This window comes from Prauserella flavalba, assembly GCF_003202235.1.
GTDB lineage: Bacteria > Actinomycetota > Actinomycetes > Mycobacteriales > Pseudonocardiaceae > Prauserella_A > Prauserella_A flavalba.
In genome coordinates, this window is sequence record NZ_MASU01000002.1 from 562,348 (window position 1) to 585,657 (window position 23,310).

The window sequence follows — 23,310 nt, forward strand, 5'->3', positions numbered from 1 at the left end:
AAAGGTTGACAGGTCACCATGACGATGACCGACCCGATCGCAGACTTCCTGACACGTCTGCGTAACGCGAACTCGGCGTACCACGACGAGGTCGTGCTCCCTCACTCGAAGATCAAGGCGAACATCGCCGAGATCCTCAAGCGCGAGGGTTACATCTCGGACCACCGGGTCGAGCCCGGCGAGAAGCACAAGAACCTGATCGTCGAGCTGAAGTACGGCCCGAACCGGGAGCGCAGCATCGCCGGCCTCCGGCGGGTGTCCAAGCCCGGTCTGCGGGTGTACGCGAAATCGACCAACCTGCCCAACGTTCTGGGCGGCCTCGGCGTTGCGATCATCTCGACGTCGTCCGGCCTGCAGACCGACCGGCAGTGCAAGCGCAACGGCGTGGGCGGCGAAGTCCTCGCCTACGTCTGGTAAGGGAGGGGGACTGGCATGTCACGCATCGGAAAGCTGCCGATCACCGTCCCCTCCGGGGTCGACGTGACCATCGACGGGCAGCTCGTCAAGGTCAAGGGTCCGAAGGGCACCCTCGAGCACACGGTTCCCGAGCCGATCACGGTCGAGCGCGGTGAGGACGGCGTGCTCTCGGTGAAGCGCCCTGACGACGAGCGGGAGAGCCGCGCGCTGCACGGCCTGACCCGCACGCTGGTGAACAACCTCGTCGTGGGTGTCACCGACGGTTACGAGAAGAAGATGGAGATCCACGGGGTCGGTTACCGCGTGCAGGCCAAGGGCTCGGACCTCGAGTTCGCCCTCGGCTACAGCCACCCGGTGCTGATCAAGGCCCCGGAGGGCATCACCTTCAAGGTGGAGTCCCCGACTCGGTTCTCGGTCTCCGGCATCGACAAGCAGAAGGTCGGCCAGACCGCGGCGGTCATCCGTAAGCTGCGTCGCCCGGACCCCTACAAGGGCAAGGGCCTGCGCTACGAGGGCGAGCGCATCCGTCGCAAGGTCGGAAAGACGGGTAAGTGATCATGAGCGAAACGGTGACCAAGCGCAAGCCGGTCGGCAAGGACATCTCGACCCGCCGTCGCGCTGGCAAGGTTCGTCGGCACGCCCGGCTGCGCAAGAAGATCAGCGGCACGGCGGCCCGGCCGCGGATGTCGGTGAAGCGGTCCTCGCGGCACATCGTCGTTCAGCTGATCGACGACATCGCGGGCCACACCCTGGCGTCGGCGTCCACCCTCGAGGCGGACGTGCGCACGGTCGAGGGCGACAAGAAGGCCAAGGCGGCCAAGGTCGGCGAGCTGGTCGCGGCCCGCGCCAAGGACGCCGGGATCTCCAAGGTGGTGTTCGACCGCGGGGGCAACGCCTACCACGGCCGGATCGCCGCACTGGCCGACGCCGCCCGCGAGGCGGGGTTGGAGTTCTGACAGTGAACAAGTTCGAGAACGGAAGGAACGCCTGATGCCGGGACGTACGCGGCAATCCGGCGGCCAGGGCGGACCCGGAGGCGACCGCGAGCGCGGTGGCGGCCGGGACCGCAGGGACCGTCGTGACGGTGGCCGTGGCGGGGCGGCCCAGGACAAGACCCCGCACCTCGAGCGCGTCGTAGCGATCAACCGCGTGGCCAAGGTGGTCAAGGGTGGTCGTCGCTTCAGCTTCACCGCGCTGGTCGTCGTCGGTGACGGCGACGGTCAGGTCGGCGTCGGCTACGGCAAGGCCAAGGAAGTTCCCGCGGCCATCGCCAAGGGCGTCGAGGAGGCCAAGAAGAACTTCTTCCGCGTGCCTCGGATCGCCGGCACCATCCCGCACCCCGTGCAGGGTGAGGAGGCCGCCGGTGTGGTGCTCCTCCGTCCGGCCAGCGCCGGTACCGGTGTCATCGCCGGTGGCCCGGTGCGTGCGGTGCTGGAGTGCGCCGGTGTGCACGACGTGCTGTCGAAGTCGCTCGGCAGCGACAACGCGATCAACATCGTGCACGCGACCGTGCGGGCCCTGAAGGACCTGCAGCGTCCCGAGGAGGTCGCGGCTCGCCGTGGCCTGCCGCTCGAGGACGTCGCTCCGGCCAGGATGCTGCGGCAGCGTGCGGGCCAGGGGGTCTGACATGGCGCAGCTGAAGGTCACCCAGATCAAGAGCACGATCGGCACCAAGCAGAACCACCGGGCGTCGCTGCGCACCCTCGGGCTGCGCAAGATCCGGCAGTCCGTCGTGCGGGATGACACCCCCGAGACCCGCGGGCTCATCCACACGGTCCGGCACCTGGTGACCGTGGAGGAGGTCAAGGCATGAGCGAGCTTGCGAGCTCATCATTCGACACAGCACCCTTGGTCATGCCCGCGACGAGCGCTAGCGAGGAGTGAGCATGACCATCAAGATCCACCACCTGCGGCCCGCCCCCGGCGCCAAGCGCGAGAAGATCCGCGTCGGCCGCGGTGAGGGCTCGAAGGGCAAGACCGCCGGTCGCGGCACGAAGGGCACCAAGGCCCGGAAGAACGTGCCCGCCGGCTTCGAGGGTGGGCAGATGCCCATCCACATGCGGCTGCCGAAGCTGCGTGGCTTCAAGAACCGCTTCCGCACCGAGTACCAGCCGGTGAACGTGGGCGACATCGCCCGCGTGTTCGCCGACGGCGGCAAGGTCGGCAAGGAGGAGCTCGTCGCCCGCGGCCTCGTCCGCAAGAACCAGCTGGTGAAGGTTCTCGGCAACGGCGACGTCGAGGGCGTCAAGCTCGACGTCACCGCCGACGCCTTCTCGGCCAGCGCCAAGGAGAAGCTCGAAGCCGCTGGTGGCAGCGCCACCACGCTCTGAGCAACTCAGAGGCTGAAACGGCCCGCCCGGTCCACGTGACCGGGCGGGCCGTTTTTCGTTTGCGTGCCCGGTTATTTTCGAAACGTGACCTGGCTGCTGGTGTTCTTCGGTGCCGCGCTGCTCATCGCGCTGACACCCGGTGCGAACAACCTCCTCGGCCTGCACCACGGCATGCGCCACGGCCTCGGCAAGGCACTCGCCGGGCTTGCGGGCAGGCTGGCCGCGTTCGTGCTCATGATCGCCGCCGTCGCGGCCGGTCTCGGGCAGGTGCTGGCGGCGTCCGAGCTGGCGTTCACCGTCATCAAGTGGGTCGGTGTCGCCTACCTGGCGTGGCTCGGTGGAAGCCTGCTCGTGAGCACCTTCCGGCACGGCACGCGTTCCCGGCCGCCCGACGAGCAGGAGAGCGGGCCGCTGCCGGTGTGGCCGGTGGTGCGCAAGGAGTTCCTGGTCGCGATCACCAATCCCAAGGCGGTACTCGTCTTCACGGCGTTCGTACCGCAGTTCGTCGACGCAGGCCACGGTCCGATGGGATGGCAGGTGGCGGTGCTGGGCGCGGTGTACCTGCTGGCGGAGTTCCTCGCGGGCACGGTGTACGTGGGTGTCGGAACCGCCGCGAGGGCGGCTGCTCTCTCGGCGCGGGCGCGGCGCAATGCCGACCGCGGCACCGGGATCGTGCTGCTCGGGATGGCGGGTGCGCTGGCGACCTCGTCCGCCTGACGCGTTAGCGCGTACTACCTGCGAGCACTACCACAGAGGCTGTTAGAGTCGACGACACGCTGCGGGATACTTGTGTCCCGGAGCGCTCCTGGCTTGCCCGCCAGCGACTGTGTCCTGCCGGTACCCGTACCGGCCAAGCCGATCGTCGGTTGATCACCGGCGACGCCGAGGAGGTCCCCCGCGTGCTCAGCGCATTCCGCTCGGCTCTCGCGACGCCGGACCTGCGCAAGAAGATCCTGTTCACGCTGATGATCGTGGCCGTGTACCGGATCGGTGCGGTCATCCCAGCGCCCGGGGTTTCGTACCCCAATGTTCAGGCCTGTCAGGCGCAAGTCGAGAACCAGAACATCTTCTCCCTGCTGAACCTGTTCAGCGGTGGTGCGCTCCTGCAGTTGTCGATCTTCGCGACGGGCATCATGCCCTACATCACGGCGAGCATCATCGTGCAGCTGCTCACCGTGGTGATTCCGCGCTTCGAGGAGCTGAAGAAGGAAGGGCAGGCCGGCCAGGGCAAGCTCACGCAGTACACGCGCTACCTGACGATCGCGCTGGCGATCCTGCAGGCGACGGGTGTCATCGCGCTCGCGGACCGTGGTCAGCTCTTCGGTGACTGCGACCAGCCGGTCATCCCGGACAACAGCATCGCCACGCTGGCGATCACCGTCCTCACGATGACCGCGGGCACGGCCGTGATGATGTGGCTCGGCGAGCTCATCACCGAGCGCGGCGTCGGCAACGGCATGTCGCTGCTGATCTTCCTGAACATCGCGGCGCAGATCCCCGCCGAGGGTGCCAACATCCTGAGCAACCAGGGCGGACTGGTCTTCTTCTTCGTCTGCATCCTCGCGCTGGCGATCATCGCGAGCGTCATCTTCGTGGAGCAGGGCCAGCGCCGGATCCCGGTGCAGTACGCCAAGCGCATGATCGGCCGTCGCATGTACGGCGGCACGTCGACCTACCTGCCGATCAAGGTCAACCAGGCCGGTGTCATCCCGGTCATCTTCGCGTCGTCGCTGCTCTACCTGCCCGACCTCATCGGCAGGCTCGTCGGCGACCCGAACCAGGCGTCCGGCTGGCAGCGGTTCCTCCAGACGTACCTGGTGAACCAGTCGAGCTGGGTGCACATCCTTCTGTACTTCGCGCTGATCATCTTCTTCACGTACTTCTACATCACGATCACCTTCAACGTTGACGAACGTGCTGAGGAGATGAAGAAGTTCGGTGGGTTCATCCCGGGCATCCGTCCCGGCAGGCCCACCGCCGAGTACCTGAGCTTCGTACTCGGCCGCATCACGCTGCCGGGCTCGATCTACCTCGGCATCGTGGCGATCCTGCCCAACTTCTTCTTGTCCATCACCGGCCAGGGACAGAACCAGAACTTCCCGTTCGGCGGCACGGCTGTGCTGATCATGGTCGGTGTCGGACTCGACACCGTGAAGCAGATCGAAAGCCAGCTCATGCAGCGCAACTACGAAGGGTTCCTCCGATGACGCGTCTGGTTCTCGTTGGTCCGCCCGGTGCCGGTAAGGGCACGCAGGCCGTCGCTCTCTCCGAGCGGCTCCGGGTGCCCCACATCTCCACCGGTGACCTGTTCCGGGCTCACGTGGGGGAGCAGACGCCGCTGGGCCAGGAGGCGAAGCGCTACCTCGACTCGGGCGACCTCGTGCCCGACTCGGTGACGAACGAGATGGTGCGGGAGCGGCTGGCCGAGCCGGACACGAAGTCGGGTTTCCTGCTCGACGGCTTCCCCCGCAACACCAAGCAGGCCGAGGTGCTCGGCGAGATGCTGGCCGAGTCCGACACCGCGCTCGACGCCGTGATCGAGCTCCAGGTTCCCGAGGACGTGCTGGTCGAGCGGCTGCTCGGCCGCGGTCGCGCGGACGACACCGAAGAGGTCATCCGCCGTCGCCAGCAGGTGTACCGCTCGGAGACGGCTCCGCTGCTGGAGTTCTACGCGGACATCCTGGTGACCGTCGACGGCGTCGGCGGGATCGACGAGATCTCCTCGCGCGTGCTGGACGCGCTCGACAAGAAGTCGTGAACCTGCGCGGTCTACGCATGCCGAGGTGGTTGCGCCGCGGCAGCTCCATCGAGATCAAGACCAGGGGCGAGCTCGAGGCGATGCGGGAGGCAGGCCTTGTCGTCGCCCGCACGCTCGTGCTGGTCACCGAGGCCGCCAAGCCCGGCGTGACCACGATGGAGCTGGACGAGCTCGCCGAGCAGACCATCCGCGAGGCGGGTGCCGTGCCGTCGTTCCTCGGCTACCACGGTTTTCCCGCGTCGATCTGCGCGTCGGTGAACGAGCAGATCGTGCACGGCATCCCGTCGGTGTCGCAGACGCTGACCGACGGCGATCTGCTGTCCGTGGACTGCGGGGCGATCCTGAACGGCTGGCACGGCGATTCCGCGGTCACGATCGCTGTCGGTGACATCGCGGATGCCGACCGTAAGCTGTCGGCGGCCACCGAGGCGGCGATGTGGGCCGGAGTCGACGCCGTCCGGCCCGGTGCCCGGCTCACCGACATCTCGTTCGCGGTGGAGTCGGCGGCCCTGCGGGCCGGGGAGGCCGACGGCCTCGACTACGGCATGGTCGTGGAGTACGGGGGCCACGGCATCGGCAGCGAGATGCACATGGACCCGTTCCTGCCGAACGTCGGCAAGCCCGGCAAGGGGCCGGCGCTGGAGGTCGGGATGGCCCTCGCGGTGGAGCCGATGCTGACCGGTGGCTCTGGTGAGACCGTGGAGCTGGAGGACGGCTGGACGGTCGTGACCGCTGACGGCTCCCGCTCCTCGCACTGGGAGCACACCGTCGCGGTGACCGAGGACGGCCCCTGGGTGCTGACCGCGCCGGAATCCGCCTGACCGGGCGACGGCGGTCCGGACCGGGTCCATCGCCCGTGGAGTGCGCGGACGGCGTTCGGCCTGCTCAGCGTGGTTCTTCGCCCGTCGTGGTGATTCCGTTACGGTGTTACCATTGAGTGGGTGCGACGGAACGTCGTCGTGCCTCTAGCACAGGTGGCCCCCGTTTGGGGTGCTTGACACAGGGTGCGTACACTATCTAGCTGGCGTGCCCATCACGTCGATTCCATCGCGCTTGTGAAATGCACTCGAGTTCCTGGGGCATTGGAGTCGGGGTGACGTGCGTGCCACCGACAGTAAGCACTCACCGCTCAACCAATCACGAAACGCGGAGGACATGGCGAAGAAAGACGGGGCCATCGAGGTCGAAGGCCGCGTGATCGAGCCGCTTCCCAACGCGATGTTTCGCGTCGAGTTGGAGAACGGCCACAAGGTCCTAGCCCACATCAGCGGCAAGATGCGGCAGCACTACATCCGCATCCTGCCTGAGGACAGGGTTGTCGTCGAGCTTTCGCCCTACGACTTGTCCCGTGGTCGCATCGTCTACCGCTACAAGTGATCACGGAGAGCGTGGCTGAGGCCGACGGCCTCGGCCGAGGGGCGCGCAGCAACTCAGCACGAGCAGGAAAGCAGGAGACGTGAAGGTCAAACCGAGCGTCAAGAAGATCTGCGACAAGTGCCAGATCGTCCGCCGGCACGGCCGGATCATGGTGATCTGCGACAACCTGCGGCACAAGCAGCGGCAGGGCTGATCGCAAGCACTCGTTCCGGAGTGGCTTGACATATCAACACCTCCCCGTACCTGCCGGGTCGCCACGGCGGCCTGGTTCACCCCCGGGCTTCAGGCCGGGGCCGGGACACCACCAGCGAGAGCGGGTGGGCGACAGCGAGTCGTCCCGGGAACGGCCGGGGAGCAGACCTGAAGACACGACGAACTAAGGAGCACGAGCGCCAATGGCACGACTCGCTGGCGTCGACCTCCCCCGCGAAAAGCGGTTGGAGATCGCGCTTACCTACATCTACGGCGTTGGCCGTACCCGCTCCAGGGAACTGATCGCCGCTACCGAGCTGAACGCGGACACCCGCGTGAAGGACCTCAGCGACGACGACCTGGTGAAGCTGCGGGACTACATCGAAGAGAACTTCAAGGTCGAGGGTGACCTCCGCCGCGAGGTGAATGCCGACATCCGTCGCAAGATCGAGATCGGGTGTTACGAGGGTCTGCGGTGGCGCCGTGGTCTGCCCGTCCGCGGGCAGCGCACGAAGACGAACGCCCGTACCCGCAAGGGCCCGAAGAAGACGGTCGCCGGCAAGAAGAAGGCGGGCAAGAAGTGAGCGTCCGCGGCAGGAGGGTCGTGCAGGTCGGCGCGAACCAGCGCCGCGGTTCGGCCTCGTGCGTCTCGCCGAAGGCCCTTTACGCCCGTCCGATGGCGCTGCGCCAGCTGTACACCGACGCCGGTTCCGTGATCCGGCGCGGGCAGCGTGAGGCCGCGGCCGCCCACCAAGAGAACTCGCGGTAGAGGAGAAGCACCCAGACATGCCCCCCAAGGCTCGTACCGGCGCCAAGAAGGTCAGGCGCAAGGAAAAGAAAAACGTCGCTCACGGGCACGCCCACATCAAGAGCACGTTCAACAACACGATCATCTCGATCACCGACCCGAACGGCGCGGTGATCTCGTGGGCCTCGTCCGGCCACGTCGGGTTCAAGGGCTCGCGTAAGTCCACCCCGTTCGCCGCGCAGATGGCCGCCGAGAACGCCGCGCGCAAGGCGGCGGAGCACGGCATGAAGAAGGTCGACGTGTTCGTGAAGGGCCCCGGCTCCGGCCGGGAGACCGCGATCCGCTCGCTGCAGGCCGCCGGCCTCGAGGTCGGCACCATCCAGGACGTGACCCCGCAGCCTCACAACGGCTGCCGCCCGCCGAAGCGGCGCCGGGTCTGAGGAACGGGGAGGAGTAAGCACACATGGCTCGTTACACCGGCCCCGCGACGCGCATCTCGCGTCGCCTCAAGGTCGACCTCATCGGCGGTGACCAGGCTTTCGAGCGTCGCCCCTACCCGCCCGGCCAGCACGGCCGCGGCCGGATCAAGGAGAGCGAGTACCTGCTCCAGCTGCAGGAGAAGCAGAAGGCTCGCCACACCTACGGCATCCTCGAGCGCCAGTTCAAGCGCTACTACGAGGAGGCCGCGCGGCGCACCGGCAAGACCGGTGAGAACCTGCTGCAGATCCTGGAGTCCCGCCTGGACAACGTGGTCTACCGCGCCGGCCTCGCCCGCACCCGCAGGCAGGCCCGTCAGCTGGTCAGCCACGGCCACTTCCTGGTCAACGGCCAGAAGGTGAACATCCCCAGCTTCCGCGTGTCCAAGTTCGACATCATCGACGTGCGGCCGAAGTCGCTGCAGATGCTGCCGTTCGTGGCCGCCAAGGAGGCGATGGGCGAGCGCCCCATCCCGGCTTGGCTGCAGGTGGTCCCCTCCAGCCTGCGCATCCTCGTGCACCAGCTGCCCGAGCGCGCGCAGATCGAGGTTCCGGTGCAGGAACAGCTGATCGTCGAGTTCTACTCGAAGTGATCCACCATCCGGCTCCGGCCGGGGGCGGATCCGGCGGCGGCGCCGTGGAGTGCGCCGCCGCCTACGCCACACCTTTCGGCGTCATATGGCGGGCGCCGGCAGGAAAGGAAGAAGGAAAGTGCTGATTTCCCAGCGGCCGACTCTCGGCGAAGAGACGGTCAACGAGACCCGCTCCCGGTTCACCATCGAGCCGCTCGAGCCGGGCTTCGGCTACACGCTCGGCAACTCGCTGCGGCGCACGCTGCTGTCGTCGATTCCGGGTGCCGCGGTCACGAGCATCCGCATCGACGGCGTCCTGCACGAGTTCACCACCGTTCCCGGGGTGAAGGAAGACGTCACCGAGATCATCCTGAACCTCAAGGAGCTCGTGGTGTCCTCCGAGGAGGACGAGCCGGTCACCATGTACCTGCGCAAGCAGGGCCCCGGTGAGGTCACCGCGGCCGACATCGTGCCCCCGGCCGGTGTCACCGTGCACAACCCGGACCTGCACATCGCCTCCCTGAACGGCAAGGGCAAGCTCGAGATCGAGCTCGTCGTCGAGCGGGGCCGCGGCTACGTGCCCGCGCTGCAGAACAAGCAGGCCGGCGCCGAGATCGGCCGGATCCCGGTCGACTCGATCTACTCGCCGGTGCTGAAGGTGACCTACAAGGTCGAGGCCACCCGTGTCGAGCAGCGGACCGACTTCGACAAGCTGATCCTGGACGTGGAGACCAAGCCGTCGATCACGCCGAGGGACGCCGTCGCGTCGGCCGGTAAGACGCTCGTGGAGCTCTTCGGTCTGGCCAGGGAGCTCAACGTCGACGCGGAGGGCATCGAGATCGGCCCGTCGCCGCAGGAGGCGGACACCATCGCCGCCTACGCGATGCCGATCGAGGACCTGGACCTCACGGTGCGGTCCTACAACTGCCTCAAGCGCGAGGGAATCCACACCGTCGGCGAACTGGTCTCGCGCAGCGAGGCCGACCTGCTCGACATCCGCAACTTCGGCGCGAAGTCGATCGACGAGGTCAAGATGAAGCTCGTCGGCCTCGGCCTCACGCTGAAGGACAGCCCGCCCGGGTTCGACCCGACGGCCGCCGCGTCCAGCTACGACGGCGAGGGCTGGGGTGGCGATGTCGCCGACGGCCTTTCCGACAGTGGCCACGACGATGGCCAGGACTACGCAGAGACGGAGCAGCTGTAGGACCGGTAGGGCGGTCCGCAGTGGACCATCCACTGTGGACCGCCTGGTCTTGCCGCTGAGAAGTTAACGAGGAGAACCGATGCCCACCCCCACCAAGGGACCCCGTCTCGGTGGCTCGCCGTCGCACGAACGGCTGATGCTGGCGAACCTGGCCACGTCGCTGTTCGAGCACGGCAAGATCACCACCACCGAGGCCAAGGCCAAGCGCGTCCGGCCGCTCGCCGAGAAGCTGATCACCAAGGCCAAGCGCGGTGACCTGCACAACCGGCGTCAGATCATGCGGATCATCCGCGACAAGGACGTCGTGCACAAGCTGATCGCCGAGATCGGACCGTTCTTCGTGGACCGCAACGGCGGTTACGTCCGCATCACCAAGACGCTGCCGCGCAAGGGCGACAACGCCCCGATGGCGGTCATCGAACTGGTGGCGGAGAAGACGGTCGCGGCTGAGGCCGAGGCGGCGCGCAAGACCAAGTTCGCCAAGGACGAGAAGCCCGCCGAGGAGACCACCGAGGCCCCCGAGGCCGAGGCTGCTGAGGCGAAGGCCGACGACCAGGACGCCGAGGCTCCCGCCTCCGCGACCGACGAGGCGACGGCCGACCCCGCCGAGGGTGCCGAGGACAAGACCGACGAGCCGGCCGACAAGGCCGACAAGAAGGACGAGTCCTGACGGCACAGAACGTCACGAACGAGCCCGCCACTCCCGCTGGGGAGGGCGGGCTCGTTCGTCTGCGCCTCGACGTCTCCTACGACGGCACCGACTTCTCGGGCTGGGCACGTCAGCCGGAGCGGCGCACCGTGCAGGGCGTGCTGGAGGACGCTCTCACGAAGCAGCCTCCCGGCGCCGCATTGGCCCGCTCCGTGGTTGTCGCGGGCCGGACCGACGCGGGGGTCCACGCGACCGGTCAGGTCGTCCACGCGGACGTGGTGCCGTTCTCGGGCGAGGCGACGTCGCGGCGCCTGACCGTCGACGAGCGCGGTCTCCCGGACCTCGACCGCATGCGGCACCGCTGGAACCGCATCCTGCCCGCCGACGTGCGCGTCCTCGGCGTGCGCGTCGCCCCCGAGGGGTTCGACGCCCGGTTCTCCGCGACGCGACGGCACTACCGCTACCAGGTCTCCGACGCGCCGTACGGCGTCGATCCGTTGCGCCGTCACGACACCCTCGCCTGGGGCCGTCCGCTCGATGTGGACGCGATGAACGCCGCTTCCGGGGCCCTGCTGGGCCTGCACGACTTCGCGGCCTACTGCAAGCAGCGCGAGGGCGCCACGACGATCAGGGAGCTGCAGCGGCTCGCCTGGCGCAGGGTCGCCGAACACGACGTGCACGTGGACGTGTCGGCGGACGCGTTCTGCCACTCGATGGTGCGCAGCCTCGTCGGCGCGTTGTTGCTGGTGGGTGACGGGCGCCGCGACGTCGCGTGGCCGGGAGCGGTACTGGAGAGCCAGGAGCGGGAGAGCGCGGTCGCGCCCGCCCACGGCCTCACCCTGGTGCGCATCGACTACCCGCCGGACGCCGAGCTGGCCGCCCGGGCCGAGCAGACCCGCAACGTCCGGACCGCGGAGTAGCCGCACACGACGAAGGCTCCCACATCGCGATGTGGGAGCCTTCGTGGTCGTGGGTCAGTCGCCTCGGCGGACCGGGCCCAGGATCTGCTTCTCCTTGGCCGTGGTGACGAGCCGCAGCGGGCGCCAGAGGTTACGGCCCAGCGCCACCACTTGGTCGTCCTTCAGCGTCGTCAGCTGCCGCATCATCTGCGGCGGCAGGCGCCAGATGCGCGCGGCCAGTTCGGCCTGTCCCGCGGGCAGGCGCTGCATGAGCACCAGGTCCGCCGCGTTGGCCATCGCGCCCGCCTGCGGGTGCAGGTAGGGCAGCACGTAGACCGTCGTCTGCCACGGCGAGCGCGGCGGGAAGAGGTCCTGCGGGGTCGGGCCGCCGTCGTGGACGACGAGCAGCGGCGCGTCCTCCGACGGCCTCGGCAGCTCCACAGGGGACAGGCGCCGGATCTGGACCAGCGGCGAGGGCTGCCCGTTCGGCTGGGTGCCCGCGGCCTGCGACAGCACGTGCCATGCCGTCGGACGGCCGGTCGCCACCACGACCCACGCGCCGACCGCCATCGCCCGCAGCGCCACCTGCCGCGCGAGGTACAGGCCACCGACGAGCACGATCCTCGTCGGCGTGGAGCGCAGCGCCGAGATCGTCAGCGGCTCGCCCTGCAGGCCGGAACCCAGCACGATGCCGCCGCGGTCGCCGGAAGGGCTGATCGCGTCCAGCAGCTCGGGGTCCACGATGAACTCCGGAGCGACGCCGAGATCCTGATTCGCGTCGTGCACACGCGAGCTCATGCCGCGCCTCCCATCGGCAACGTCGAGGTGAATCCGGCGGCCTGCTTGCCCCGCAGCGGGGTGAGCGAGACGCCGAGGCGCTCGGACGTGCTGTTCAGCCGCTGGTCCGCCGCGTCGAGCTCACGCGGGTTGCGGGCGCTGACCCGCACCACACCGCGCAGGCCGATCTTGCCCTCCTCCTGCGAAGGGGAGATCGACATCGCCACGGTGGCGGACAGCGCGCGCACGCTCGTGAGCGCGTTCAGGCTGTTGGTGATCTTGCCCTTCGGCCAGCCGGTGATCGCGTAGCTGGCGTGCCCGATGCCCGCCGCCGTGACGCCGGTCCAGCGCTCGTGCAGCGCCACCTTGCTGCCCGAGCCCGCGACACCGGTCAGCTCGGCGGCGGAGATGCCGGCGCGCAGCAGCTCGTCCGGGTCGAGCGGGCGGGTCGGCACGCCGCGCGACTCCAGCGCGTTGCGAACCCGCGAGAGTGCGCCCATGAGCGCCCGGTGCGCACCGACGACGCCTCCGCCGCGCTCGCGCACCGCCGAGGGGCAGCGCTTCGGATCGAGGCGGATCGACACCCACGTTGTCCGCCGCGCCGCTGCGGTGAGCGGGCCGAGCACCTCCAGATAGGAGCTGAGCGCGGGCGAGTCGGCGGGCAGCGCCGCGCTGCCCGGGTAGCAGTGCCAGGTCATCTGGATGGAGTCGAGCACCACGCCGCGGTCCTCGAGGCACGGAGCTAGTGCCGACAGCGGCAGGCTCGGCGCGCCGCCGGCCTGCGTGATCAGGGCCGGAGTGGGCTCCACCAGCAGCACGGCGGTCCAGGTGCCGTCGTGCCAGGCGAGGCCGACCTCCTGGTGCTCGTGGTCCTTGCCCTGCGCCACGACCAGATCGGGCAGCGCGAGACGCAGCAGGTTGACCCTGGCGTCATCGGGGCCGATGACGCCGCCGCTGTCGTCCTCGTCCGCGATCGACTCGATGGTGGTCGGTGCGAGGGGAGTGGCGACGCGGTCGTGGGCGCGGAACGTGTAGCGGGCGGTAAGTCCAGCCCATTGGGTGAACCACTGACCGCCCCAGCGCAGGAACGCCAGCACGAGCGCGACCGCGACGATGCCGATCGAGACGTAGAGCAGGCCGTCGTTGATCGCGAGCAGGATCAGGCCGATCGCGAGACCGATCTCCAGCACGACGACGTTGACGACGGGCAGCGGGCCGAGGCTCGCGCCGAACGTCCGCCTGCGCGCGGGCGGTGCGATGCGCGGCGGTGCCTGAGTGGCGCCCCCCGGCCTGGGTCCCTGACCGGGCGGAGGTCCCGGCGGGCCCCCTGGACCGCCTGGTCCCCCAGGCCCTCCCGGACCCCCTGGACCTCCGGGGCCTCCCGGCCCACCCGGCCCACGAGGGTTCCTCGGCCCTCCCGGGCCACCGCCCGAACCGCCAGGTCCTCTCGGACGCTGGGGTGGCCCCGGCGGCCGCCCGGAAGGCGGCGGGGAGCCAGGCGGCGGGCCCGGCGGACGTGGAGGAGTGGTGACGGACATCCGCGCGTTCTCTTCCCCTCGTTTTGGTGCACTTGAGCTGACAGCCGGTCCCGAGGAGCCGAACACTAGCCGGAGTTGGTAGAAACCAACACCAGACGGTCCCCGCACGGCTATCCTGCGGAACCGTACCGCGACTGGGAGAGCTGTAGGTCGAGAATGCCGTCAACACCGACAACCAAGTCACAAGTCCAGGCGTATCAGTTCGTGCTGCGACGCATGCAGTCCGCGCTGGTGCGCAAGGACGCGGTGATGTTGCACGACCCGATGCGAACGCACTCCCGCGCGACGATCGTCGGCGTGGTGCTGAGCGCGATCGCGATGCTCGGCTTCGTCATCTTCGGATTCTTCAAGCCCGCCCCCAAGGCGCCCGACTCGGGAATCGTCATCGGGGAGCAGTCCGGCTCGATCTACGTCGTCGCGGGCAACCCGAAGAAGCTGATCCCCACGTTCAACCTGGCCTCGGCCCGGCTGATCCTCATGGGGCAACAGCAGCAGAACGCCGAAGGCGGGCAGGGCGGGCAGCAGGCGGCGCAGCAGGCCCAGGTCCCGCCGACCACGGTCGTGCCGGACGACCAGCTCAAGGACATCCCGCGCGGGCGGCTCCAGGGCATTCCGGACGGTCCGGACCTCATTCCGTCCAAGGACCAGATGATCGCGCCGCACTGGGCGGTGTGTGACGAGGTCAAGGTCGACACGGCGCTCCCGGAGTCGGAGCGCCAGGCGGCGTCGACGCGGGAGACCACCGTGTTCGCCGGGGTCGACAACCTCGGCAGGCAGCTCGCGGCCAACGAGGCGCTGCTCGTCACCGCCGACGACGGCCAGACCTACCTGATCTACCGGCAGGCGGGGCAGGGCAACGCCGTGCGCGCACAGGTGGACATGAGCGACACCGCGGTCACGACGGCGCTGGACCTCCAGGAAACGCAGGTGCGCAAGATCTCGATGGGGCTGCTCAACGCCATCCCCGCGGTGGGTGAGCTGAGCGTGCCCGACCTCGCGAACCTGGGCGAGTCGCCGAGCTACAACCTCAACGAGCTCACCGTCGGCTCGGTGTTTCAGGTGGAGGGCGCCGGGGACACGGCCTACTACGTCGTGCTCGACAACGGCGTCCAGCGCATCCCGCAGTCGCTGGCGCAGATGATCCGCTTCACCGAGGCGTCGACGGACGAGTTCCCGATCATCGCGCCGGACCACCTGAACAACGTCACGATCCTCCGCCAGGGCCAGCCGGGCGCGGTGGACGTCAGCCAGTACCCGGAGATCGTCCCGACCGTGCTCACCGCCGACACGCGGCCGGTGAGCTGTCTCGGGTGGAGCGTGCAGGGCGAGGGCGCCGAGCGCGACGCCAAGACCGCCGTCTACGTCAACCCGCAGCTGCCGGGGCCGAGGGACGCGCAGCTCGTCGGGATCGGGGAGCCGAGCCCGGACGGCTGGAAGATCGAGCATTTCTACATGCGACCGGGCTTCGCGGCGGCGGTGCGTTCGGCGACCACGAGGGAGACCTTCGACAAGGGCAGCATCCAGCTGATCTCCGACCGCGGTGTGCGGTACTCCATCCCGGACGCCGGCACGGCGACGGGGCTGGGGCTGTCGCTGCAGGACCTGCAGCCCGCTCCCGAGGCGATCATCAAGCTGCTGCCGACCGGTGCCTCGCTGAACACCCAGGACGCGAAGCGGACGTTCGACGGGGTGCAGTTCGATCCGAACGAGGGCTCCTTCCCCGACGACACCGCGGCGGCCGCGGGCGGCAACTGAGCCTGTCGCACAGGCACAGACGACACCGGCCCGGTCCCCTCAGCAGGGGGCCGGGCCGCAGTGCGTTGTGGACCATCTCCAGCCTCGTAACCCCTGTGCCCCGACCGCAGTGAGGGCCACCTTCACTGCGTGGAATGAGACACAGCGGCGCGTAGCGTCTCCGTTTGGGTGGTGGTGGGAGACGTCCGACTGCAGTGAAGGCCACATTCACTGCGTTGAACGCAGGCATGGTGGCCTTCACTGCGGAGGGGAGGGGCTGGTGGGCGAGAGGGTTACGTGGTGCGGTTGCGGCGGATGGTGTGCACCACGAACAGCGTGATCAGCAGCGCCATGAGCGCACCGCCGGAACCCGCGAGTGCGACGATCATCGGCGTCTGGTCGCGGTCGTTCGGCGGCGGCATGTCCGACGGCAGCGCCACCGGCGACGCGGGCTGGATGCCCTCCTCCTCGGGAACGATCGCCGTCAGCGCGGCCATCGGGTCGATCACGCCGTAGCCGACGAAGTTGTCCCTGCCGCCGGGCGCGGCGGGGTGCTGCGCCGTGCTGGTGATGCGGTTGATCACTTCGCGAGCCGAGAGGTGCGGGTATTTCGCCCTGACGAGCGCGGCGAGGCCGGTCACGTACGGTGCCGCGAAGCTCGTGCCCTGGATTTCCTGGGTCTCGCCGTTCTCGATGGTCAGGTTCGCCAGCCGGTCGGAGCCCTCCGCCGGGTCGAGCGAGGTGATCTTCGTGCCGGGAGCCGCGACGCTGACCCACGGCCCGTGGATGCTGAAGTCGGCGACGCCGCCGGTCTCGTCGATCGCCGCCACCGACAGCACGTCCTCGCTGAACCACGGCGGCGTCACGATCGTGTTCGGCCGGTTCGGGTCGCCCGTGTTCTGCGTGCACCTGTCGCTGAGGTTGCCCGCGGCCGAGACCACCACGATGTCGTTGTTCGCCGCGTAGTTCACGGCGGCCTGCAGCTCCTGCTCACCGGTGGTGATGCTGCCGTCGGCGGGCCTGCAGTTGTTGATCGAGATGTTGATGACGTCGACGCCCCTGTCGGTGGCGTTCACCACCGCCTGCGCGAGCGTGTGGAGCGTGCCCGCCGCTCCCTCGTCCTCCTGGGTGCGGCCGCCGCCGTCCTGCGAGGGCCCCGTCGACGGCTGTCCGGCTCCGGTGCCGCCGCCGTCCTGGCCCTCGCCGCCGGGCTGCTGTTCCTCGCCGCCGGGCTGATCCCCCTGCGCCGGGGGCTGTGCCGGGGGCGGCTCGGGGCTGTCGTCGGGCGCGTAGTTCTGGCTCGACTGCCGGATGGAGATGATCTCCACGTCCGGTGCCATGCCCTTGAAGCCGATGTGGGGCGGCGTGTTCGCGCCGATGATGCCCGCGACCTCGGTGCCGTGCCCGTCGCAGTCCTCCATCCCGGGCTGGCCCTTGTTGGCCACGTAGTCGGCGCCCGGCTGCACCCGGCCCTGGAAGTAGGGGTGGGCCGTGACACCGGTGTCGATCACCGCGACCTGCACGGGCTCGCCGCCTGCGTACCGGCCCGCCGAGCCGACGGTGTTGCGCATCAGCTGGTGGACTTCCTCGACGCGCAGGTACTGCTGGCCCCACGGTGCGGCCTGCAGCTGCGTGTTGTTGTCGAGGTCGCGCTCGACGCAGCCGACCTCCTGCTTGTAGTTCTCATCGGGCGACGCGGTGTCGGCGGGCAGCCGGCTCGGGTCCACGTTGGGCGGCGTCGCGTAGCCCGTGGTGTCCTGCGTCTCCTGTGCCGACGCGGGCAGCGGCACCAGTCCCGGTCCCACCGCACCGATCGTCGCGGTGAGCAGCAGCGCCGACGTCCGCCTCACCAGCCCGGCCGAACGCACGCGTGACCCCCTAGAGCTCATGACGGACCGGTCCGGCCGTCTCATCCGATGTCGAGGTGGCGCAGCGTCGAGTAGAGGCCCATGACGGCCAGCGCGAGCGGCAGCACCGAGGCGATGCAGATCGCCTCGATGATCTCCACCGTGCGCCGCATCGGCGGCGAGAAGCGCTGGTTCGGGAACACGACGCCGAGCACGAGTGCCGCCGCGGCGAGCAGGAACAGCGCGCCGAAGACCCACAGCAGGCGGCCCGTCGCGTCCTCCGACCACATCCAGGCGAGGAGGATGCCGCCCGCGGAGAACAGCCCGGTGGTGAGCAGCGCGACCGCCTGGCTGCCGTTGGCGTAGGCGCGAGCCCGCAGCAGCAGCACGAGCGTGGCCACCACGGCCGTGATGACGCCCCAGATCTCGGGGGAGGAGGCCGTGATCATCGCCGAGATCGCGGTGACGGCGCCGCAGCCGATCAGCAGGCCGGTCATGTAGTTGTGGGCGACGCTCGTGCGGCGCTCGATCGACGAGTAGTCCGGGTAGCCGCTGTCCTCTTTGAGCTCTTCCGCGGTGCCGGGCACGTGCGGCAGCGGGAGCTTCGCGAGCCAGATCGTCGCCCTGGGCAGCATCGAGATGCCTGCCAGCGCGACGGCGGCGGTACCTGCCGCGATGCCCGGCGCTGGGTGGGCGATCAGCGTGCCGACGAGGAACGCGATCAGCCCGAACACACCGGCGGTGGCGGCGGCGATGAAGGTGGTGATGCCCGCGCCCATGATGAGGATGCAGACCGCGGCGACCACGACGACCAGCGCGCTGGCCAGCAACAGGTTCGCGCGCACCGACACGTCGGGGACGATGTAGAAGCCGCTGACGAACGCGAGCGGCAGGCCGCCTGCCGCGGCGATCAGCACGCCCGTTGACTCGGCCTGGTACGCCTTCGCCAGCGTGGCGCCGACCGCGACGCACGCGATGGCGGCGACGCCTGCGGTGATGGCGACGGCGATGCCGTTGCCGCCGTAGAGCGGGCCCGCGAAGAACAGCGCCAGCGCGGCCAGTACGAGCGCGATGCCGCCCGCGATGTGACCGATGCGCTGCGCGGTCTCCTTGGTCCACGGCCGGAAGCTGTCGGGTTCCGCCTCGGCGATGGCGTCGACGACGTCGTCGTAGAGGGGCGGCGGCGGGTTCTCGTTGCGCTTGCGCAGCTGCAGGAGCTCACCGTCGACGATGCCGAGCGAGGCGAGCGTGCGGCTCGGGTCGAGCGGGGCGTCGCCGAGCTTGGCCAGTGCCCAGCCGCCGTGCCGGGCTCCGCCGTCCGGGGTGACCTCCTTGGCCATCTCCAGCAGCATGGGCAGGAGGTCGGCCACCGCCACATCGGCGGGCAGCGCCACGTCGATGCGGGTCCGCGGTGCCACCACCGTGACCCGGCTGAATACGGTCGTGCCCGTTGCCACGTCTTTGCCCCCTACCTGGAGATATCGCTGCACGGTACTTATACCGCGCCGCGGAAAATACCCGCCGGAGGGCCGTAACGTCAGGCAAACCGGCCCCACGGTGTCGTCGTGCCGCCCTAGTATTAGCGCACCTGGGTCAAGCGTGGGGTCACTTCGGGCGAATGCGCCGGGTCAGGCGGTCTGCACCAGCGAGCAGCGTGCTGTTCGCTACCGTGTGGGCTCGGCCTGGCACCTCACGGGCCTGACGTCGCCGAGTTGAAGAGGGGTCTGTTCGGTGAGCACGCTGCAGTTCAAGCGGTCGCCACGGCTTGCTGCTCCCCGCCCGCCGGGCGGCGAGGTCCATCTGGAGCCGCCGCCCGAGGTCCCCAGGACCATCCCCGGCAACATCATCATGAAGATCCTGCCGGTGGTGATGGTCGTCGCCATGCTCGGCATGGTCGCCTTCATGTTCACGGCGGGCGGTGCGGCGGCGCGCAGCCCGTTCTTTCTGATGATGCCGCTGATGATGATGATGTCGATGGTCGGCATGTTCGCCGGTGGCGGCCGCGGCGGTCAGCAGAAGAAGGCCGAGATGAACGAGGATCGCAAGGACTACCTGCGGTATCTCGGCCAGATGCGTGACCGCGCCCGCGAGGCGATGATCGATCAGCGTGCATCGCTCGAATGGGTGCACCCGGACCCGCAGAGCCTGTGGTCGATGGCGTCGAGCCGTCGCATGTGGGAGCGCAGGCAGAGCGACCAGGACTTCCTGCACCTGCGCGTCGGCCGCAGCTCGCACCGCCTGGCGACGAGGCTGGTGCCGCCGCAGACCGGGCCCGTCGACGAGCTGGAGCCGATCGCGACGCTGGCGCTGCGCCGGTTCGTGCGCGCGCACTCGATCGTGCCCGACCTGCCCACCCAGATCACCCTGCGCGGCTTCGCCGCCGTCGGCATGCAGGGCGACAAGCAGCTCACGCGAGGTCTCACCCGCGCGATGCTCGCCCAGCTGGTCACGTTCCACAGCCCCGACGACGTGCTGATCGGCGTGGCGACCGCGGGCAGGGCGAAGGAAGAGTGGGAGTGGGCGAAGTGGCTGCCCCACGTGCAGCACCCCAGCCTGTCCGACGGCATCGGCCAGATGCGCATGATGGCGGGCTCGCTCGCCCAGATCGAGCAGTGGCTCGACGAGGAGCTGCGGGAGCGGCAGCGGTTCTCCCGCAACGCGACTCCGCCGCCCGACCAGCCGCACGTCGTGATCATCATCGATGACGCCGACGTGACGGGTGAGGAGCAGATCCTGCTCGAGGAGGGCCTGGTCGGCGTCACGCTCATCGACCTGTCCGACTCGATCGGCAACCTCGCCGCCCGCCGCGGTCTGCGGCTGGTGGTGGAGGAGGAGCGCCTCGGTGCGCGCAGCGCGGGCGGTGTCGAGTGGTTCGGCCGTCCCGACACGTTGAGCCTGGTCGAGGCTGAGGCGCTGTCCCGCAAGCTGTCGCCGTACCGGATGGGCTCGGCCGCCGCCGACGAGGGTGAGGAACAGCCGCTGCTGTCCAACCCGTCGCTGCTCGAACTGCTCGGCATCCCCGGCGACCCGATGACGTTCGACGTGCAGCAGGCGTGGCGGCCGAGGCCCGTGCGCGACCGCTACCGCGTGCCGTTCGGTGTCGGCGAGTACGGCCAGCCCGTCGAGCTGGACATCAAGGAAGCCGCGATGGAGGGCATGGGCCCGCACGGCCTGTGCATCGGTGCGACCGGTTCCGGTAAGTCGGAGTTCCTGCGCACCCTCGTGCTCGGCATGCTCGCCACCCACTCCTCGACGACGCTCAACTTCGTGCTCGTCGACTTCAAGGGTGGTGCGACGTTCCTCGGTCTGGACAAGGCGCCGCACGTCTCCGCGGTCATCACCAACCTCGCCGACGAGGTCACGCTGGTCGACCGCATGAAGGACGCGCTCGCCGGTGAGATGAACCGGCGCCAGGAGGCGCTGAAGAACGGCGGCAACTTCAAGAACGTGTGGGAGTACGAGAAGGCGCGCGAGAACGGCGCCGATCTCGACCCGCTGCCCGCGCTGTTCATCGTCGTTGACGAGTTCTCCGAGCTGCTGTCGGCGAAGCCGGACTTCATCGACCTGTTCGTCGCGATCGGCCGCCTCGGCCGTTCGCTGCAGATGCACATGCTGCTCGCCTCCCAGCGGCTGGAGGAGGGCAAGCTGCGTGGTCTGGACTCCCACCTGTCGTACCGGATCGGTCTGAAGACCTTCTCCGCGGCGGAGTCCCGTGCCGCGATCGGTGTGCCCGACGCGTTCGAGCTGCCGTCCGTGCCCGGTGGTGGCTACCTCAAGTACGACACGTCCACGCTCGTGCGCTTCAAGGCGTCCTATGTGTCCGGTCCGTACCGGCCTGCCGGGATCAAGGCCGCCGCGCCGGGCGCGAAGGTGGTGCGCGCCGACAAGCGGCCGCAGCTGTTCGTGCCCGACTTCGTGGAGCTGCCGAAGGAGCCGGAACCGGTTCCCGAGGTCGTCGAGCAGCCGAGGCAGCCGGAGTCGGAGGAGGCCGTCGAGCCCAGCGAGCTCGACGTGATCATCTCGCGGCTGGTGGGTCAGGGCCCGCCCGCACACGAGGTGTGGCTGCCGCCGCTCAAGGAGCCCAACTCGCTCGACACGCTCCTGCCGAACCTGAACCCCACCGACGACAGGGGGCTCTCCCCGGTCGGGTTCTTCGGCAACGGCAGGCTCCAGGTGCCACTGGGCATTGTGGACCGTCCGTACGAGCAGCGGCGTGACCCGCTGTGGGCGGACTTCTCCGGTGGCGCCGGACACGGTGTGATCGTCGGTGGTCCGCAGTCGGGCAAGTCGACGATGCTGCGGACGCTGATCATGTCGATGGCGCTGACGCACACGCCGGAGGAGGCGCAGTTCTACTGCATCGACCTCGGTGGTGGCACCCTGGCCGGGCTCTCCGGCCTGCCCCACGTCGGTGGTGTCGCGGTCGCGCGCAGGGAGCCGGACAAGGCCCGCCGGATCGTCGCCGAGCTGACCACGCTGGTGAACGAGCGCGAGGCGCGGTTCGGCGCGCTGGGCGTCGACTCGATGAACGACTTCCGCAACCGCAAGCGGCGCGGCGAGATCACGGCCGAGCAGGACCCGTTCGGTGACGCGTTCCTGATCGTCGACGGCTGGCGCGCGCTGCGCGACGACTTCGACGAGCTGGAGCCGCAGATCACCAAGCTCGCCGTGCAGGGCCTCACCTACGGCATCCACGTGGTCATCTCGTCCAACCGCTGGGCGGACATCCGGCCCGCCATCAAGGACATGCTGGGCACCCGGTTCGAGCTGCGGCTCGGTGACCCGAGCGAGTCCGACATCGACCGGCGCGTCGCGGTGAACGTTCCGGCGGGACGGCCAGGCCGTGGCCTGACGAGGGACAAGCTGCACTTCCTCGGTGGCCTGCCGCGCATCGACGGCTCCAGCGACGATCAGGACATGGGTGCCGGTGTGAACGACGCCGTCGCCAAGATCAGGTCGGCGTGGACGGGCAGGCTCGCGCCGCAGGTCCGCCTGCTGCCCGAGATGATCGGCTACGACGAGCTGCTGCTGCAGGACAAGCACCGCGACTCGAAGCTCATCCCGATCGGTGTCAACGAGGACGAGCTGGCTCCGGTCTACCTGGACTTCAACGCCGACCCGCACTTCCTGGCCTACGCGGACGGCGAGTCGGGCAAGACGAACCTGCTGCGTCAGATCGTGCGCGGCATCACCGATCGCTACACCAAGAAGGAAGCGGTCATCATCCTCGTCGACTACCGGCGCACCATGCTCGGTTTCGTCGAGGGCGACCAGCTGCTCGGCTACGCCGTCTCCGGCAACCAGCTCGAGGGCATGGTCAAGGAGGTCGCCGGTTCGATGGCCAAGCGCCTGCCCGGACCGGACGTCACCCCGCAGCAGCTGAAGGACCGCTCCTGGTGGACGGGCCCCGAGCTGTTCGTCATCGTCGACGACTACGACCTCGTGGCCACCTCGACCAACAACCCGCTGCGGCCGCTGTCGGAGTACCTGGCGCAGGCGAAGGACGTCGGCCTGCACATGGTCGTCGCCCGGCGCACGGGTGGCGCGGCGCGCACCGGTATGGACCCGATCCTGGGCAAGCTCAAGGAGCTCGCGATGCCGGGCATCGTGATGAACGGGTCCAAGGACGAGGGCCAGCTGCTCGGCAACGTCAAGCCGAGCCAGATGCCGCCGGGCCGTGGTGTGTTCGTCAGCCGCAAGGTCGGCAAGCAGCTCATGCACGTGTCGTGGATCCAGCCGGAGTGATGCTCCGGGGGTTGACACGGGCGACACTGCGCGGGCGCCGCTCTCTC

At 69.1% G+C, this 23,310-nt stretch carries 25 protein-coding genes; 21 read left to right on the forward strand and 4 right to left on the reverse strand.

Annotated features, from left to right (window positions below):
* Window positions 1-18: 18 nt before the first annotated feature.
* From rpsH to truA, 19 genes are all read left to right on the forward strand, one after another.
* On the forward strand, window positions 19-417 hold the full coding sequence (gene rpsH, locus BA062_RS05100) for a 30S ribosomal protein S8 (protein WP_110334831.1): 399 nt from the start codon (window positions 19-21) through the stop codon (window positions 415-417).
* 15 nt (window positions 418-432) lie between these two features.
* The gene (rplF, locus tag BA062_RS05105; RefSeq protein WP_110334832.1) at window positions 433-972 is read left to right on the forward strand and encodes a 50S ribosomal protein L6; all 540 of its coding nucleotides are present in this window, start codon (window positions 433-435) and stop codon (window positions 970-972) included.
* 2 nt (window positions 973-974) lie between these two features.
* Complete coding sequence (gene rplR, locus BA062_RS05110; protein WP_110334833.1) at window positions 975-1,373, forward strand: 50S ribosomal protein L18; 399 nt, start codon at window positions 975-977, stop codon at window positions 1,371-1,373.
* Between the two features lie 34 nt (window positions 1,374-1,407).
* The gene (gene rpsE / locus BA062_RS05115; RefSeq protein WP_091802171.1) at window positions 1,408-2,043 is read left to right on the forward strand and encodes a 30S ribosomal protein S5; all 636 of its coding nucleotides are present in this window, start codon (window positions 1,408-1,410) and stop codon (window positions 2,041-2,043) included.
* Window position 2,044: 1 nt separating this feature from the next.
* The gene (rpmD, locus tag BA062_RS05120; protein ID WP_110334834.1) at window positions 2,045-2,230 is read left to right on the forward strand and encodes a 50S ribosomal protein L30; all 186 of its coding nucleotides are present in this window, start codon (window positions 2,045-2,047) and stop codon (window positions 2,228-2,230) included.
* Between the two features lie 73 nt (window positions 2,231-2,303).
* Window positions 2,304-2,747 (forward strand): 50S ribosomal protein L15, encoded by a 444-nt coding sequence (rplO, locus tag BA062_RS05125; protein WP_110334835.1) that lies wholly within the window; start codon window positions 2,304-2,306, stop codon window positions 2,745-2,747.
* 84 nt (window positions 2,748-2,831) lie between these two features.
* Complete coding sequence (locus tag BA062_RS05130) at window positions 2,832-3,464, forward strand: LysE family translocator (protein WP_210406762.1); 633 nt, start codon at window positions 2,832-2,834, stop codon at window positions 3,462-3,464.
* Window positions 3,465-3,646: 182 nt separating this feature from the next.
* Window positions 3,647-4,954: a preprotein translocase subunit SecY gene (gene secY / locus BA062_RS05135; protein ID WP_110335038.1), complete on the forward strand. Its 1,308-nt coding sequence runs from the start codon at window positions 3,647-3,649 to the stop codon at window positions 4,952-4,954.
* Window positions 4,951-5,505, forward strand: a complete 555-nt coding sequence (locus BA062_RS05140; protein ID WP_110334836.1) for an adenylate kinase — start codon at window positions 4,951-4,953, stop codon at window positions 5,503-5,505. Before secY ends, BA062_RS05140 begins: the two co-directional genes overlap by 4 nt.
* A gap of 17 nt (window positions 5,506-5,522) precedes the next feature.
* A complete protein-coding gene (gene map / locus BA062_RS05145) occupies window positions 5,523-6,326 on the forward strand; it encodes a type I methionyl aminopeptidase (protein WP_110334837.1) in 804 nt (267 codons plus the stop codon).
* A 334-nt stretch (window positions 6,327-6,660) separates the two neighbouring features.
* A complete protein-coding gene (infA, locus tag BA062_RS05150) occupies window positions 6,661-6,882 on the forward strand; it encodes a translation initiation factor IF-1 (RefSeq protein WP_005443304.1) in 222 nt (73 codons plus the stop codon).
* Between the two features lie 79 nt (window positions 6,883-6,961).
* Window positions 6,962-7,075 carry a 50S ribosomal protein L36 gene (gene rpmJ / locus BA062_RS05155; protein ID WP_005443306.1) on the forward strand — a complete coding sequence of 38 codons (114 nt, stop codon included), beginning with the start codon at window positions 6,962-6,964 and terminating at the stop codon, window positions 7,073-7,075.
* A gap of 202 nt (window positions 7,076-7,277) precedes the next feature.
* Window positions 7,278-7,658 (forward strand): 30S ribosomal protein S13, encoded by a 381-nt coding sequence (gene rpsM / locus BA062_RS05160; protein ID WP_110334838.1) that lies wholly within the window; start codon window positions 7,278-7,280, stop codon window positions 7,656-7,658.
* Window positions 7,655-7,843: a hypothetical protein gene (locus tag BA062_RS05165; RefSeq protein WP_110334839.1), complete on the forward strand. Its 189-nt coding sequence runs from the start codon at window positions 7,655-7,657 to the stop codon at window positions 7,841-7,843. Before rpsM ends, BA062_RS05165 begins: the two co-directional genes overlap by 4 nt.
* A 17-nt stretch (window positions 7,844-7,860) precedes the next feature.
* Window positions 7,861-8,262: a 30S ribosomal protein S11 gene (gene rpsK / locus BA062_RS05170; RefSeq protein ID WP_110334840.1), complete on the forward strand. Its 402-nt coding sequence runs from the start codon at window positions 7,861-7,863 to the stop codon at window positions 8,260-8,262.
* A gap of 23 nt (window positions 8,263-8,285) precedes the next feature.
* Window positions 8,286-8,891, forward strand: coding sequence for a 30S ribosomal protein S4 (gene rpsD, locus BA062_RS05175; protein ID WP_110334841.1), 606 nt, complete (start codon window positions 8,286-8,288; stop codon window positions 8,889-8,891).
* A gap of 118 nt (window positions 8,892-9,009) precedes the next feature.
* Entirely contained in the window at window positions 9,010-10,074 is a 1,065-nt protein-coding gene (locus BA062_RS05180; RefSeq protein WP_110334842.1) for a DNA-directed RNA polymerase subunit alpha, read from the forward strand.
* Between the two features lie 79 nt (window positions 10,075-10,153).
* Window positions 10,154-10,744, forward strand: a complete 591-nt coding sequence (gene rplQ / locus BA062_RS05185; protein WP_110334843.1) for a 50S ribosomal protein L17 — start codon at window positions 10,154-10,156, stop codon at window positions 10,742-10,744.
* Window positions 10,741-11,643, forward strand: a complete 903-nt coding sequence (gene truA / locus BA062_RS05190) for a tRNA pseudouridine(38-40) synthase TruA (protein ID WP_110334844.1) — start codon at window positions 10,741-10,743, stop codon at window positions 11,641-11,643. The genes rplQ and truA overlap by 4 nt, the downstream gene beginning before the upstream one ends.
* Window positions 11,644-11,697: 54 nt before the next feature.
* Here the strand turns inward: truA and BA062_RS05195 are convergent, their stop codons facing one another.
* The gene (locus tag BA062_RS05195; RefSeq protein WP_110334845.1) at window positions 11,698-12,420 is read right to left on the reverse strand and encodes a hypothetical protein; all 723 of its coding nucleotides are present in this window, start codon (window positions 12,418-12,420) and stop codon (window positions 11,698-11,700) included.
* Window positions 12,417-13,658 (reverse strand): type VII secretion protein EccE, encoded by a 1,242-nt coding sequence (gene eccE / locus BA062_RS05200; protein ID WP_110335039.1) that lies wholly within the window; start codon window positions 13,656-13,658, stop codon window positions 12,417-12,419. Before eccE ends, BA062_RS05195 begins: the two co-directional genes overlap by 4 nt.
* Window positions 13,659-14,093: 435 nt before the next feature.
* On the opposite strand from eccE, the gene eccB reads away from it, so the two are divergent.
* Complete coding sequence (gene eccB / locus BA062_RS05205) at window positions 14,094-15,692, forward strand: type VII secretion protein EccB (RefSeq protein ID WP_110334846.1); 1,599 nt, start codon at window positions 14,094-14,096, stop codon at window positions 15,690-15,692.
* 272 nt (window positions 15,693-15,964) lie between these two features.
* Here eccB and mycP read toward each other — a convergent pair whose 3' ends face one another.
* Together mycP and eccD are read right to left on the reverse strand one after the other, a co-directional pair.
* A complete protein-coding gene (gene mycP / locus BA062_RS05210; protein ID WP_110334847.1) occupies window positions 15,965-17,560 on the reverse strand; it encodes a type VII secretion-associated serine protease mycosin in 1,596 nt (531 codons plus the stop codon).
* A gap of 20 nt (window positions 17,561-17,580) precedes the next feature.
* Window positions 17,581-18,975: a type VII secretion integral membrane protein EccD gene (eccD, locus tag BA062_RS05215; protein ID WP_110334848.1), complete on the reverse strand. Its 1,395-nt coding sequence runs from the start codon at window positions 18,973-18,975 to the stop codon at window positions 17,581-17,583.
* A gap of 274 nt (window positions 18,976-19,249) precedes the next feature.
* Between eccD and eccCa the strand changes: the two genes are divergently transcribed.
* A complete protein-coding gene (gene eccCa / locus BA062_RS05220) occupies window positions 19,250-23,263 on the forward strand; it encodes a type VII secretion protein EccCa (protein ID WP_110334849.1) in 4,014 nt (1,337 codons plus the stop codon).
* Window positions 23,264-23,310 lie beyond the last annotated feature (47 nt).